Genomic DNA, 11731 nt, shown 5'->3' on the forward strand with positions numbered 1-11731 from the left:
GCTGATTCTCAATCCGGTCCCCAATGTTATGATTGAGGTGAACCTACAGGGAAGTAAGCTGGCTCTGTTCAACACCGTTCAATTCCTTTTTTAGTCGATTTATAATGCCTCTGTGCGCATGGCACACTATTTAATCCACCAACATCTGCATTAAGCATCTAATTATGGCAATCGGTACACAATTAGTACGTATCCGTCGCACCAGCGATGGACAGGAAATTTATCAGGCAACGACGACACGAGATACGGATGTGTATCCGCTGAATAGTGCGGGGCAGGCAGCGTTTGAAGCAGCCGCCAGCGCCGGAGGATTCACACTCACGCTCGATAACGGTGCCGTAATTCCGGCGGGTACCCGCCCCCCGCTTATCAAACCCGGTGGGAATACAACACCCCCTTTTTCCCGAAAGATACAGGCCGAAGATGCTGCCGGTACGGGGACCTATTCGGGAGCGCCGGGCGACAATAATGTGCGGGGGCCTTATACATCCAGTGGTGATTATTTACTATACGCCGTTTCGGATGTACCCACTACAGCCTCTAACTACATTCTTACCATCCGTTATCAAACCAATTCGCAAACACCTGGGCTGGCCTCTATAATTATAAATTCAGGATCACCAGTCGATTTCCCTCTGGAAGGAACCGATGGAGGGAAACGGATGTATAGTCTGACAATTTCGTTGAATGCAGGGAGCAACCGGATTCGGATTCAGGGTAAGTCAGGTACTTCGTTTTATCAGGATTATATTATCGTTACCCGACCGGCTACTTAATTTACTGGCCTGCCGATACATACGCCTTCTTACTGGGTTCATCAGACAACTATAGGGTTGCTGTCTGATGAACCCAGTTGGCTTTATGGGTTAGTACATAGTTTGTACAGAATGCGCCACCAAGGGGATACGGACCCCAAAATACGCGTTTGTTTCTTCAATCTCCAGGTCGCCGTTGCCCAAAGAACGGTATCGATTTACCAGGTTTGTCAATCTGGCCTGAATCTGTTCAACCTTATTGATTTTACGCTGTACGTTATTCTGAACCAGTAATTTCCCGTCAGAAATAGTTTGTATATGAATAATCAGGGGATTATTGATCGCCATGCTGTTATGTTTCATTGCATTGTCGATCAGGGTCTGTAGCGTCAGTGCAGGCAGGCTAGAATCAAGGTAGTCGTCATCAATCTGACAGGCAATCTGTAAACTGGCGCCGTAACGAGTCTGAAGCAGGTGCGCGTAGCTTGCAATAAAGTCCAGCTCCTGTTGAAGAGGCACCAGTTCATGATGATTAGCCTGTAGCAAATACCGGTATACTTTCGACAGCTCATCGACAAACTGGCTGGCTTGCTGGCGGTTTTCGCCAATGAGCGACGAGAGTGAGGTCAGGCTATTGAACAGAAAGTGCGGGTTGATTTGCATTTTCAGGGCATCGAGCTGATTTTGATATGTAGCCTGACGAAGCTGCTCATTTTCAGTCTGGTCGTTGGCCCATTGCCGATAAGCGTAGAATGCGTTGAGCGTGATGCAGAGGAAAACATCGAAAATAACATCCAGTAAGAACAACGCACGAATCGTAGGCCAGTCGAACTGCGTACCGAACCAGGGAATTCGACTAAACTGAAACAGAATGCTTGTAGTGATAAAAACGGCCAGGATCAATACCAAACCCAGCATAACCAGGGTTCGGGCAACGGTCTGCTTTACGTTGGGAAAGCGGGCAATGATCTGGCGTACCAGTAACGTAAGCACCACAACGGCCCAGGCATAGTTGATACTGCCAATCAGAACCCCAATGACAAAGACGCGCCAATCGGACAAAAACACCGGGCCGATTAAATAATATAGCCCAATGGGGAATATAATCGGCATCACTAACGCATGATACCAAAGCTCCCATTTCGAAAAGAAGGTAGTCAGACGTTGATAACCAGGTTGGAACATGGACAGTAAGGGTAGTGCCTCAGCAATAAACTGACAGACTACTAAATTAGTAGATTTTGGGCGAATATACGCGGAATGGCCATCGATGTTCACGACCATTTAGGCATCGGTATGTGTTCGATGTAGAAAATTTTCTACAATTGACCGGCAGACTATTATTGACTGTGTACATCCGTACAGTTCATACGCGTTTATCCTCAATTCATTCATCATTTTTAACAATTCGTGCATCACTGGCCCAAAGGTTAGCCTCATATTGACCAACTTCGACTAGGTGCTTTGGCTTGCTTTACGAGCCAGTGGCCAGGAACTAGTGCCTATCTGTCGACCGAAAATTTTTTCAAAATACGAATGGCGGTATCATCTCCTGATGATGCCTGTTTTGTTCCCAATTGGTAACTATTACTTTATTGGGCCTTCTTATTTTAACGACCCGTCAAAATTCCTTGTCGGAACAGTTCTCGTATTTGGCTTATACTGGCTCTCCGTTAGTACGCTGACGCTTACCATATGGTGGGCCATACGACGGTATCCGGCAGCGCACCAAACCATTCGTCGCTCATTGGTGATGCTGGTCAGTGTGTTAGGGCTGACAATAGGGCTGGCTATTTTCGATGTCTGGGTATACAGCCTGGTTCCGGTAACAGGTGTGCGGTTTAGCTGGGCTTCTGTGCGTCCTATCTGGCTATTAGGTGCTATTTTCGATGTTTTTCTGTGCGTAGCACTCGGTTTATTTTACACCTATGCTCGATGGAAACAGGATATGACCGAAAGTGAGCAGTTGCAGCGGGTAGCCCTGCAGCATCAATATGATACCCTCAAGGAGCAGTTAAATCCCCACTTTTTGTTCAATGCGCTCAACTCGCTATCGGTACTGATCAGTGAAGAACCTCAACAGGCTGAGCGCTTTGTTGATAAACTGGCCGTTGTGTACCGATATATGCTACAGGCCGACCGACGTAATGGACAGCCCGTGGCCAGAACCGCTACAGAGTTAGTTACGCTACAGGCCGAATTGAATTTTATTCAGGCCTATACCGATCTGCTGGCCGTTCGGTATGGCCAGAGTCTTCAAATTCAACTACCTTCTCTGGTGAATAGCAGCTACATCGCCTATACCTTGCCCACCCTTAGTGTACAAACGCTGGTCGATAACGCCATTAAATTCAACGCTATGTCGGCTACGCACCCGTTATGGATTGTCATTACGATTACGGATACAGGCTGGTTACAGGTTACCAACAATCGACAGGCTCGATCGGTCAGGCTTGAAACGGGCGGGGCGGGTTTAGGCAGTCTGGCGGCCAAATACAGGCTATTGACGGAAAAAGCGATCAGGGTTGATGCAGATGAGGCACAGTTTCTGGTCGAATTGCCGCTGTTAACCCCTAATCTGGTATGAAAAGGAGCAAAAAGCAGCCCGGAGGACTGGCCATAATTCTATGTTACTATTCAGATTGTAAACTCTTTTCAACAATTCACAACCTGTAAAAACCAATTGACACAAATTCGCCTGTTGTTGGCCTAGGTATCTCTGTATCTTTATCGCTATCGACATGGCATCACGTTTACTTACCTATCAATGACCACACGCAGCATAACCCACTTTGATCGCGCGCGACGTTGGCTACGTCTAACAAGACGCGGTGGGTGGTCTTATGGGCTGCTGATGCCGTGGTTCGTTCCGTTGATTACCTACTCCCTGGTTGGCGAATCGTACCTGCAAAGCCTGCCCACGTTTCTGGGAGCTACCGTATTTGTCTGGCTTCTGTCGACGATAGCGTTCATCTGTCACGATTGGGTTGCCGATGCCATTGCCCGTCGCTACCCTGAACTAAGCCAGACACGCGTAAGGGCTGGGCTGCTCTGCCTGGCTTTCATGGGGCTTTCGGCTGGTTTTCTGACTGTATATACCTGGCTATTTATTCGATTTCGGCCGTTCAATTCGCAGTTGACTTATGAAACCGTGCCTGCCGTGTTTGGCTTCGATCTGGTAGCTATTTTCCTATTGGTAGGTATCTATGAAACCTCTTATTCGATGTACCGCTGGCAGCAGTATCAGATGAACAAGGAAAAGTTGAAGAAAGAAAATCTGCGGGGTCAGTTGCAGGGGTTGCGAAGTCAGGTCAACCCACATTTTCTGTTTAATAGTCTGAATTCCCTGTCATCGCTCATTGCAGAGGAACCCAAACGTGCCGAGCTTTTTGTCGATCAGATGGCCCGAGTGTATCGCTACATGCTTCAAACCAACCAGCGATCCAGCTTAGCGGCTAGTTCCAGTCACCGTCCAAATAACCCGGTTGGGCCAACGTCTCTGTTCAGCTTTCAAGCGCCTATTGGTGACGAACTTAATGAATTAACAACTCTCGACGAAGAGTTGGCTTTTATTGATTCCTACTTTCATTTGCTCAAAACCAGGCATGGCGATGGGCTTCAACTGAACGTAGAGGTAGCTGAGCAGTATCGACAGTATCAGCTCCCCCCCCTGACACTGCAACTACTGGTCGAAAATGCCGTAAAACATAATGTTATTCTGGCGAGCCGCCCTTTATCCATCGCCATTCTGACAACCGATCAGGGCAACCTTGTGGTTCGAAACAATCTTCAAAAGAAAACCAGTCGCTCGGAATCGCTGAAAATGGAGTCCACTCAGGTTGGCTTGAGCAATATTCAGGCTAAATATGAACTTCTGGCCTGCCCGGTGCCTACGATTGAAACGGGACCGGAGTATTTTACGATAACATTACCGCTGCTGACCAAAAAACAAACAAACGCATGAATGCTCTGATAGTTGAAGATGAAGAATTAGCGGTTCGCAAGCTTCAGAAATTATTGCAGGAAGTTGCTCCGGCACTGACGGTGTCGGGCGTAACGGCTAGTATCGACGATACGGTAGCCTGGCTCGAGAACCTGCGTGCCAGCGGTCAGCCCGACCCGGATCTGATCTTCCTGGATATTGAACTGGCCGATGGGCAAAGCTTCGAAATTTTTGAGCGCACAACTGTAAAGAGTACTGTCATATTTACAACGTCTTACGACGAGTACGCGCTTCAGGCGTTTAAAGTCAACAGTATCGATTATTTGTTGAAACCCATCCAGCGCGACGATTTACAGCGTAGTCTTCAGAAGTACGAGGATTTGCGCAGTCGGTCGGTGGTCTCGCCGGGGTTGAACATTGAAAAGCTGTTGCAGCAGCTTCAGAATCAATCCATTCGCGACTATCGGCAGCGGTTTCTGGTGCGACAGGGGCAACGAATGCTCTCCGTCGAGGTGACCGACATTGCTTATTTTTTCACCGAAGATCGCTACAGCTTCTTTACGATGCACACCGGACAGAAATTTCTGGTCGACTATACGTTGGACGAAATTGCTGATGCCCTGGACCCTGCCCGTTTCTTTCGGATCAACCGGGGTGTCATTGTCACGCATCAGGCTGTTGATCAGATCCAACCCTATTTTGGCAATCGACTGGCACTGACTCTCCGGCCCGTTTTCGACAAAGAAGCCCTCGTCAGCCGCGAAAAAGTGAGCGATTTTAAATACTGGATGGGAAAGTAAGTCTTTAGGGTGAGGGCAGATTCTCAAATCTGCCCTCACGAACTAAAAGAACTTTTCAGGAGGGAAATAATCCGGCGGGTCGGTGAGGTGAAACTATGTCAAGGCCTCCACCATTAACTGGCCAGCTCGTTCGGAAGCACCTGGGCCGCCCATTTTCTGCTGAATAGCCGCATAGCCTGCCAGAATCTCAGCCCGTTTTGGGCCACCAGGCAAAATCTGCTTGAGCTCAGTAGTCGCTTGTTCGGGTGTCAGATCGTTCTGGATCAGTTCTTTAACAACCTCATAGCCTGCAATCAGGTTGACGAGTGAAATAAACGGTACCGCAATGAGTCGTTTGGCAATGGCATATGAAATCGTTGTGGTTTTGTAGCAAACCACCTGTGGAATGGAAAGTAGGGCCGTTTCGAGCGTAGCTGTTCCCGACGTGACCAGGGCCGCTACCGACACATGTAGCAGATCATAAGCGGCATCATTTACACGCTTAATGTTCGGATAGTCAGCTAACAGGCTGTCGTACAGCGAAGTGGGTAAATTGCTGACTGTACCAACCACAAACTGGTAATCAGAGAATTGCCGGGTTGTCTGAAGCATGGTGGGCAGGATACCCGTAATTTCCTGACGACGACTGCCAGGTAGTAGAGCAATAATTGGCTGGCCACCTAAACCCGCTTTTTGTCGAAACAAGGGGTCGGGATGGAAATCGGCTAGCGCATCCAGTAGGGGATTCCCCACATAATCAACGTTGTAGTCGTATTTGGCAAAAAACTCGGTTTCGAATGGCAAAATTGTAAAGAGCCGATCTACACTGGCTTTGATTTTTAAGGCCCGGCGCTGATTCCAGGCCCAAACCTTTGGCGAAATGTAGTAAAAGACTCGAATGCCATGCTGTTTGGCGAATCGGGCTATTCGAAGATTAAAACCGGCATAATCGATCAGAATCAGCACGTCGGGGCGATGTGCCAGCAGGTCCGCCTGACATTCCCGCATAATCCGACGAATGGTTCCCAGATTTTTGACCACTTCCAGAAACCCCATAAAGGCCATGTCGCGGTAATGTCGTACCAGAACAGCGCCTGCTTCTTCCATCTGCTCACCACCGTAAGCCCGAAAAGTGGCCTCTGAATCATGACGATGGATTGCCCGAATCAGGTTCGCGCCATGTAAATCGCCTGATCGTTCGCCCGCAATTAGGTAATAGGTCATGAAATGATGAATGGGGTATGCTATATGATGTATGGGGTAACTTTTATTCGGTCTCCTACATCATACAGCATACCTGGAAACGTTATTCGCCAAAATAATCGACGAAGTTTTTTGGAGTTTCAACAAGTCGAATTTGATGCAGATGAGCTTCGGTAACGGGGGCAAGTGCTCGTTCAAGAATTTTCCAGATTTCCATCACCAGAATTTCACAACTCGCCATTTTTCCCTGCATAAAATCGACGTCGAGATTTAGATTTTTGTGATCAACTTTATCAATAACTTCCCGACGAATAATATCCCCCAACACTTTCAGGTCGATCACAAAACCCGTATCAGGATCGGGTTCACCTTTCACAGTTACAATTAATTCAAAGTTGTGCCCATGCCAGTTTGCATTCGCGCAGGGGCCAAAAACTTCCTGATTTTTTTCCTCCGACCAGGCCGGATTATGAAGCCGGTGAGCGGCATTGAAATGTTCAATTCGATTGATATATACCATAGCTCTGGTTTATATGGGGCGGTTGCCAGAAACGCCCATGTTAAAATGAAATGACAAAAGTACGAATCGAACCTGCCTTATAAAAACGTCGTCGATTTTATATAAGTGTCAACGTGACACATTAAAATAGTTATTATTAGAAAAATACAATTTAATCAACGAATCTGATAGTCGATTGTCCAATGGAAAAGATGTATCTTTACAGCCAATTTCACTTCATCAAGGCTGATACCCATCGGATTGCCAATATAAACACGTTTACGACTAGCATTTTATGATTATAGTTACGGGAGCCGCCGGTTTTATCGGAAGTTGCTTAATCAGCAAGTTAAATCAGGAAAACTTCAATTTTATCATTGCAGTCGATGATTTTTCATACCCGGAAAAAGAAGCAAATCTGGCTGGAAAACGGATTCAGGAACGTGTGGATCGGGAAGCTTTTTTTGATTGGCTTGATCAAAATTATCAGGAAGTCGAGTTTATTTTTCACATCGGGGCCCGTACGGATACAACGGAATTTGACCGCCAGATTTTTGAGCATCTGAATGTTGAATACTCTAAGCAAATCTGGAATCGGTGCATTGAGTATCAAATTCCTCTGGTGTATGCGTCATCGGCCGCTACGTACGGAATGGGCGAATTGGGCTACGATGATAATGAATCGTTGATTCCGCAATTAAAACCGCTGAACCCCTACGGCGACTCGAAGAATGAATTTGATATTTGGGCGCTGGAGCAGGAACGCAAACCTTTCTTTTGGGCTGGCCTGAAATTCTTCAATGTATATGGCCCAAATGAATACCACAAAGGCCGTATGGCATCAGTTATTTTTCATGCATTCAATCAGATAAAACAATCGGGTCGGATGAAATTATTCCGGTCGCACAACCCCGATTTTGCAGATGGCGAACAGATGCGCGATTTCGTGTATGTGAAAGATCTGGTTGAGGTTTGTTCATTTCTGATGCATCACCGGCGCAATTCGGGCATCTACAACCTGGGTAGTGGTAAAGCCCGTACGTTCCTCGATCTGGCCAAAAATACGTTCTACGCCCTGGGACTTGAGCCCCAGATCGACTTCATCGATACACCCGCCGACATCCGCGATAAATACCAGTATTTTACGCAGGCCAACATGGCAAAACTCCGGTCTATCGGCTACGACCGGCCGTTCTGCTCCCTCGAGGAAGGTATTGCCGATTACGTCAAAAACTATTTGAGTAAAGAAGACTATTTATAAAGGCGGATTACCATTTTTTGAAGATGAAGAATACCGCGATGACGATGAAGGCAAACCCAACCAGGTGATTCCAGGCCAGTTTATCGGTTTTGAACAAAAAAACCGTGATGAGGGTAAAAACAGTCAGCGATACAGCTTCCTGAATGGTTTTTAATTCGAACAGCGAAAAGGGGCCGCCCGTTTCGTTTGAGCCTATGCGGTTGGCAGGAACTTGAAAGATGTATTCGAAAAAAGCCAGCCCCCAGCTAAGCATAATCACCCCAAAAAGCGATAGTTTGGCCAGCATAGGATATTGTTTAATTTGAAGGTGACCATACCAGGCCAGCGTCATAAATACGTTCGATAACGTTAGTAATAGGATGCAATAAAGTCCTTTCATGGATTGATAAATAACTTACTTGTTTGGTTCAGCCGGCAAAATTAAGGTGCTTTTGAACGTAAAATTCTGCCAGTTTAGATGTAACTCACCATCGAGTAAGGTTGTTAGCCGGAAACCGATCCAAAGTCCCAAACCATGCCCTTCTTTGAGTGGATCAGCCTGAAAATAAGCTTGTGTCAGGTCGAGAGTAGGGCCATTTTTTCGAACAGTACGGTTCTCTACATCAACTTGCCAGTTAGTTCCTACACGCTGTAAACGAACGATTATGATACTGGCTGCCACAGCGTATTTAATCGCATTTTCGATCAGATTAAGCAGAATATGTTCCAGTTTGACAGCATCGGTCAGTATAGTTGTCTCGGTTGCGGCTGGCCAGTCGAGGTGAGTGGTTACGTCATAGTCGGTCGCAATGACGCTCAGTTGCGTCAGGCAGTTGGTCAGTAAAGTCGCTAAGTCGACTTCTGCCAAATTGAGTGGTTGCGTAAGGGCATCCGGTCGGCTGAGTACTAAAAACTCATCAATAAGCCGTGCTAATCGACTTACTTCGTCCAACTGCCCGGTCAGGAAAGACCTTGTTCCTGCATCGATCTGGCCATTCCCCAGCGTTACTTCCAGGCCGGTTTTCATAATGGTCAATGGCGTACGTAATTCATGGGCAGCCGCGCCAAAGAAATTACGTTGTAGCTCCACATTTTCCTGAATCCGGGCCAGCATTTGGTTGAGTGTGTCAGTCAGTTGGTATAGTTCGTCGCGGCTGCTGGGGAGCTGAATACGACTGCTGTTACTGGTAGAACTTATGGTGTTGGCCTGCTCAACAATACTCTGTATTGGCCGAAGGAGCCAGCCCGCTACGCCATAGCCTGCTCCGAAGGCTAGTAAAAGGCTCATGAGCCAGCCAAGACCGAAGAGCCAGCGAAGTTGTCGTATATCCTGCTGCAAAGTGGCATCGGGTACAGCCAGCGTTAGTAAAATCTGACCGTCGGCCAGCTGGTTACTGGTCGTTTGAGTCGTTACCGACCGATAGGAGTACGAAATGGACGGCTGGTGGCGACCTCGCCGGAACGTATTGGGAAAACCCGGACTGCGGAATAATTCGCGCGAGTGGCCGTAGGTTTGATAGTGGACGAGCATTCGTTCCCGGTCAGTTGGGAGGGGCAATACAACCGGATCGATACTGACCAGCGAGAGTAACCAATCGGCTCGGGTTTGCAGGGTTCGGTCAAAGGCAGTCTGCAGGCTTTTTTCGGCCCGATTGAGCATGAGCCAACCTGCCAGCAGGCTTACGATCGCAAACACGGCTGTAACGGCCAGCACAATCCGACTGCGCAAACTCATGCCGTTTTGAGCCGATACCCCCGGCCGATAATCGTTTCGATTAAACCCGTTTTTCCAGCAGCATCCAGCTTTTTTCGAAGCTGGTAGATGTGAACTTCGATCACATTACTGCCCATGTCGAAATCCACCGACCATACTTTCTCCGCGATTTCTGTTTTGGTGACCAATTGCCCTGGCCGACGAATGAGTAGTTCGAGTAGGGCAAATTCCCGGTTGGTTAATTCAAGTCGTTCACCGTGCTTGAATACCTCATGGGTTACCAGGCGCATTTCCAGATCGGCTACACGTAATACAACATTGTCGCTGATGGCTGTCCGGCGTTGAAGCACCCGAATTCGGGCCAGCAATTCATTGAAATCGAAGGGCTTGCGCAGGTAATCGACTGCGCCCAGATCGAGCCCCTGCACTACTTTTTCGGGGTCGCTCAGCGCCGATAAAATCATAACGGGAACGGTTAGTCCGAATGCTCGCAGATTTTGGAGTACTTCGAAACCAGTTTGGCCAGGCAGCATCAGATCAAGTAGTACCAGGTCGTATAAGCCACTCGCGACATAATCGAGCCCTTCAGAACCGGAGTGTGTCAGATCGGCAACATGGCCATGTTGCTCCAACCCCTGTTTTATAAACCGGGCCAGTTTACGCTCATCTTCGATGACTAGAATTTTCACGGTGCAAAAGAGCGAAAGAGCGAAAGAGTGAATGAGCGAAAGAGCGAATGAGTGTTTTGAAAATTCGCTCTTTCACCCATTCACTCTTTCGCTCTTTACTTGTTAACGTACCAGATATTGTTGCCCGTTGATGGTCAGCACTGACGCTCGCAGGATGTTTAGTTTTTCCAGTTGTACTTGGCCTTCATGCAGGGATTTTGGGTAACCCTGAACGGTTACAGTATTCCCTTTCTTCGCCAGATTCGTGAGCTGATACGCTACATGGGGAGGAATCGTCACAATGGTTTTGTCATCCAGTACAAACCCATTCACACGACCTTCACGGTCCATTCGGTAATCGGCGATTTTGCCGGTGGCGGTAGCAAGAGCCGGTGGTTCGGGCAGGGTCGCTGGTCGGGTTGGAGGGGTATGCATAACGGTTGATTTTCCAGCTGTCAGGCTATTCAGCAGAAAAACAGTTTCTCCCTTAGGTGTTGTGTCCGAATAACCTGTTACACTTACAGAGCTACCAGGTTTAACGGCCTGCTGAATCTGTTTTCCGAGGTGAGAAGGGAATTTAACCGTTGTTGCCGTTGCCCCTGTTCCAATGGTGAATCCATCCAATACCGAGTCGTCGTTTGTAATCCATTGCCCAACCGTTCCTGTAACCGTTGTGAGTGACGTAAGCCCATGGGCTTGTGGTTCCTGCCCTGGGCCACGTTGATTGCGGAAGTCGCCGGAATGCCGACCATGTTTACCTGGGCCGGGCCGACCGGGTTGATGTGGTCCAGCAAGAGGATCGTTGAGTGCGATCCCCGGAGCCGGTGGTTCGGGCGGGGTAGGGGCTGCTTGTTGGGCGTAGGTAAGGGGAGCGGTTAACGAGGCTGCCAGGATAGCCAGAGCCATTAGTTTTGTGTTCGTTTCCATGTT

General features: G+C 48.0%; 12 protein-coding genes. 5 read left to right on the forward strand and 7 right to left on the reverse strand.

Annotated elements, in window-relative coordinates:
* The first annotated feature begins 164 nt into the window (after window positions 1–164).
* Complete coding sequence (locus BGO59_RS29265; RefSeq protein ID WP_293689939.1) at window positions 165–776, forward strand: hypothetical protein; 612 nt, start codon at window positions 165–167, stop codon at window positions 774–776.
* Between the two features lie 90 nt (window positions 777–866).
* Here BGO59_RS29265 and BGO59_RS29270 read toward each other — a convergent pair whose 3' ends face one another.
* Window positions 867–1940, reverse strand: coding sequence for a sensor histidine kinase (locus tag BGO59_RS29270; RefSeq protein ID WP_293689941.1), 1074 nt, complete (start codon window positions 1938–1940; stop codon window positions 867–869).
* A 274-nt stretch (window positions 1941–2214) separates the two neighbouring features.
* Between BGO59_RS29270 and BGO59_RS29275 the strand changes: the two genes are divergently transcribed.
* The 3 genes from BGO59_RS29275 to BGO59_RS29285 all read left to right on the forward strand — a co-directional run bounded on the left by BGO59_RS29275 (window position 2215) and on the right by BGO59_RS29285 (window position 5498).
* Entirely contained in the window at window positions 2215–3342 is a 1128-nt protein-coding gene (locus BGO59_RS29275) for a sensor histidine kinase (protein WP_293689944.1), read from the forward strand.
* Between the two features lie 267 nt (window positions 3343–3609).
* Window positions 3610–4719 carry a histidine kinase gene (locus BGO59_RS29280; protein ID WP_365981603.1) on the forward strand — a complete coding sequence of 370 codons (1110 nt, stop codon included), beginning with the start codon at window positions 3610–3612 and terminating at the stop codon, window positions 4717–4719.
* Window positions 4716–5498, forward strand: coding sequence for a LytTR family DNA-binding domain-containing protein (locus BGO59_RS29285; RefSeq protein ID WP_293689949.1), 783 nt, complete (start codon window positions 4716–4718; stop codon window positions 5496–5498). Before BGO59_RS29280 ends, BGO59_RS29285 begins: the two co-directional genes overlap by 4 nt.
* A gap of 93 nt (window positions 5499–5591) precedes the next feature.
* Here BGO59_RS29285 and lpxB read toward each other — a convergent pair whose 3' ends face one another.
* Both lpxB and BGO59_RS29295 read right to left on the reverse strand, forming a co-directional pair.
* Entirely contained in the window at window positions 5592–6701 is a 1110-nt protein-coding gene (lpxB, locus tag BGO59_RS29290; protein WP_293689952.1) for a lipid-A-disaccharide synthase, read from the reverse strand.
* 82 nt (window positions 6702–6783) lie between these two features.
* The gene (locus BGO59_RS29295) at window positions 6784–7200 is read right to left on the reverse strand and encodes a 6-carboxytetrahydropterin synthase (protein ID WP_293689954.1); all 417 of its coding nucleotides are present in this window, start codon (window positions 7198–7200) and stop codon (window positions 6784–6786) included.
* Between the two features lie 274 nt (window positions 7201–7474).
* Here BGO59_RS29295 and rfaD point away from each other — a divergent pair, with 274 nt between their 5' ends.
* Entirely contained in the window at window positions 7475–8440 is a 966-nt protein-coding gene (rfaD, locus tag BGO59_RS29300) for an ADP-glyceromanno-heptose 6-epimerase (RefSeq protein WP_293689957.1), read from the forward strand.
* 7 nt (window positions 8441–8447) lie between these two features.
* Here the strand turns inward: rfaD and BGO59_RS29305 are convergent, their stop codons facing one another.
* From BGO59_RS29305 to BGO59_RS29320, 4 genes are all read right to left on the reverse strand, one after another.
* Window positions 8448–8819 (reverse strand): DMT family protein, encoded by a 372-nt coding sequence (locus BGO59_RS29305; protein WP_080058017.1) that lies wholly within the window; start codon window positions 8817–8819, stop codon window positions 8448–8450.
* 15 nt (window positions 8820–8834) lie between these two features.
* Complete coding sequence (locus BGO59_RS29310; RefSeq protein WP_293689963.1) at window positions 8835–10154, reverse strand: HAMP domain-containing sensor histidine kinase; 1320 nt, start codon at window positions 10152–10154, stop codon at window positions 8835–8837.
* Window positions 10151–10822 carry a response regulator transcription factor gene (locus BGO59_RS29315; protein ID WP_293689966.1) on the reverse strand — a complete coding sequence of 224 codons (672 nt, stop codon included), beginning with the start codon at window positions 10820–10822 and terminating at the stop codon, window positions 10151–10153. Before BGO59_RS29315 ends, BGO59_RS29310 begins: the two co-directional genes overlap by 4 nt.
* Before the next feature lie 102 nt (window positions 10823–10924).
* Window positions 10925–11728, reverse strand: coding sequence for a hypothetical protein (locus BGO59_RS29320; RefSeq protein WP_293689969.1), 804 nt, complete (start codon window positions 11726–11728; stop codon window positions 10925–10927).
* Between the last annotated feature and the right edge of the window lie 3 nt (window positions 11729–11731).

This window comes from Spirosoma sp. 48-14, assembly GCF_001898575.1.
Classification (GTDB): Bacteria; Bacteroidota; Bacteroidia; order Cytophagales; family Spirosomataceae; genus Spirosoma.

Excerpts from the sequence above, each read along its gene's own strand:
- BGO59_RS29265 (WP_293689939.1), top strand. The coding sequence starts at position 165 with ATGGCAATCGGTACACAATTAGTACGTATCCGTCGCACCAGCGATGGA.
- BGO59_RS29270 (WP_293689941.1), bottom strand. The coding sequence starts at position 1,940 with ATGTTCCAACCTGGTTATCAACGTCTGACTACCTTCTTTTCGAAATGG.
- BGO59_RS29280 (WP_365981603.1), top strand. The coding sequence starts at position 3,610 with ATGCCGTGGTTCGTTCCGTTGATTACCTACTCCCTGGTTGGCGAATCG.
- BGO59_RS29285 (WP_293689949.1), top strand. The coding sequence starts at position 4,716 with ATGAATGCTCTGATAGTTGAAGATGAAGAATTAGCGGTTCGCAAGCTT.
- lpxB (WP_293689952.1), bottom strand. The coding sequence starts at position 6,701 with ATGACCTATTACCTAATTGCGGGCGAACGATCAGGCGATTTACATGGC.
- BGO59_RS29295 (WP_293689954.1), bottom strand. The coding sequence starts at position 7,200 with ATGGTATATATCAATCGAATTGAACATTTCAATGCCGCTCACCGGCTT.
- rfaD (WP_293689957.1), top strand. The coding sequence starts at position 7,475 with ATGATTATAGTTACGGGAGCCGCCGGTTTTATCGGAAGTTGCTTAATC.
- BGO59_RS29305 (WP_080058017.1), bottom strand. The coding sequence starts at position 8,819 with ATGAAAGGACTTTATTGCATCCTATTACTAACGTTATCGAACGTATTT.
- BGO59_RS29310 (WP_293689963.1), bottom strand. The coding sequence starts at position 10,154 with ATGAGTTTGCGCAGTCGGATTGTGCTGGCCGTTACAGCCGTGTTTGCG.
- BGO59_RS29320 (WP_293689969.1), bottom strand. The coding sequence starts at position 11,728 with ATGGAAACGAACACAAAACTAATGGCTCTGGCTATCCTGGCAGCCTCG.